General features: G+C 51.1%; 1 protein-coding gene. It reads left to right on the forward strand.

Annotation, left to right across the window (positions count from 1 at the left end; all coding sequences use genetic code 11):
• Window positions 1-596, forward strand: a 596-nt coding sequence (locus ACTHUT_RS21360) for a glycosyltransferase (RefSeq protein WP_440419809.1), incomplete at its 5' end; no start/stop codon positions are given.
• Window positions 597-747: the final 151 nt, after the last annotated feature.

Below are 747 nucleotides of genomic sequence, written 5' to 3' on the forward strand. Positions count from 1 at the left end.
CCAATATGCTGGGCGGCAATTTTGAAGAGGATTTCGAGTTCCCCGAAAAAAACAATCAAGACTTCACCTTCTGCAGCGTCTACCACCTGCGCCACCTCAAAGGCCACGACCTGCTCCTGCCTACCTTTGCCGAAGCACTCAAAACCTATCCGCAGCTCAAACTCAAAATCGGCGGCGGCGGCGTAGAAGAAGGCCGTCTGAAACAACTGGCAAGCGACTTGGGCATCAACCACGCCGTTACCTTTACCGGCGCATTGACCACCGACCAAACCCTGGATCTCATGCGCCACAGCAACGCATTCGTCCTCGCCAGCCGTACCGAGACCTTCGGCGTCGTCTATATCGAAGCACTGTCGCAAGGTTTACCCGTTATCGCCACACGCTGCGGCGGCCCCGAATCCATCGTCACTTCCGACAACGGCCTGCTGGTGCCAATCGAAAACATACCGGAGCTGACCAAAGCATTGCTCACCCTCTACGAAAACCATGCACAATACGAACCCGTCCGTTTGCGCCAAGATTGCCTGCAACAATTCGGCAGCCGTGCCATTGCGCAACACCTGATCGACACCTTCCAAAAAGTGCTTAATAAGTAGGCATAAACCATACAGGCCGTCTGAAATCCTTCAGACGGCCTGCCTGCTTCCAACAAGACAAATCTAGTGTAAAATTAAGACAATAACTAAACTTTTTGATTTAAAATCAGTCCAAGGAAAAACTGTTACCTATAATAATATCCCCACATAC

Source organism: Neisseria sp. P0022.S010 (assembly GCF_051956635.1).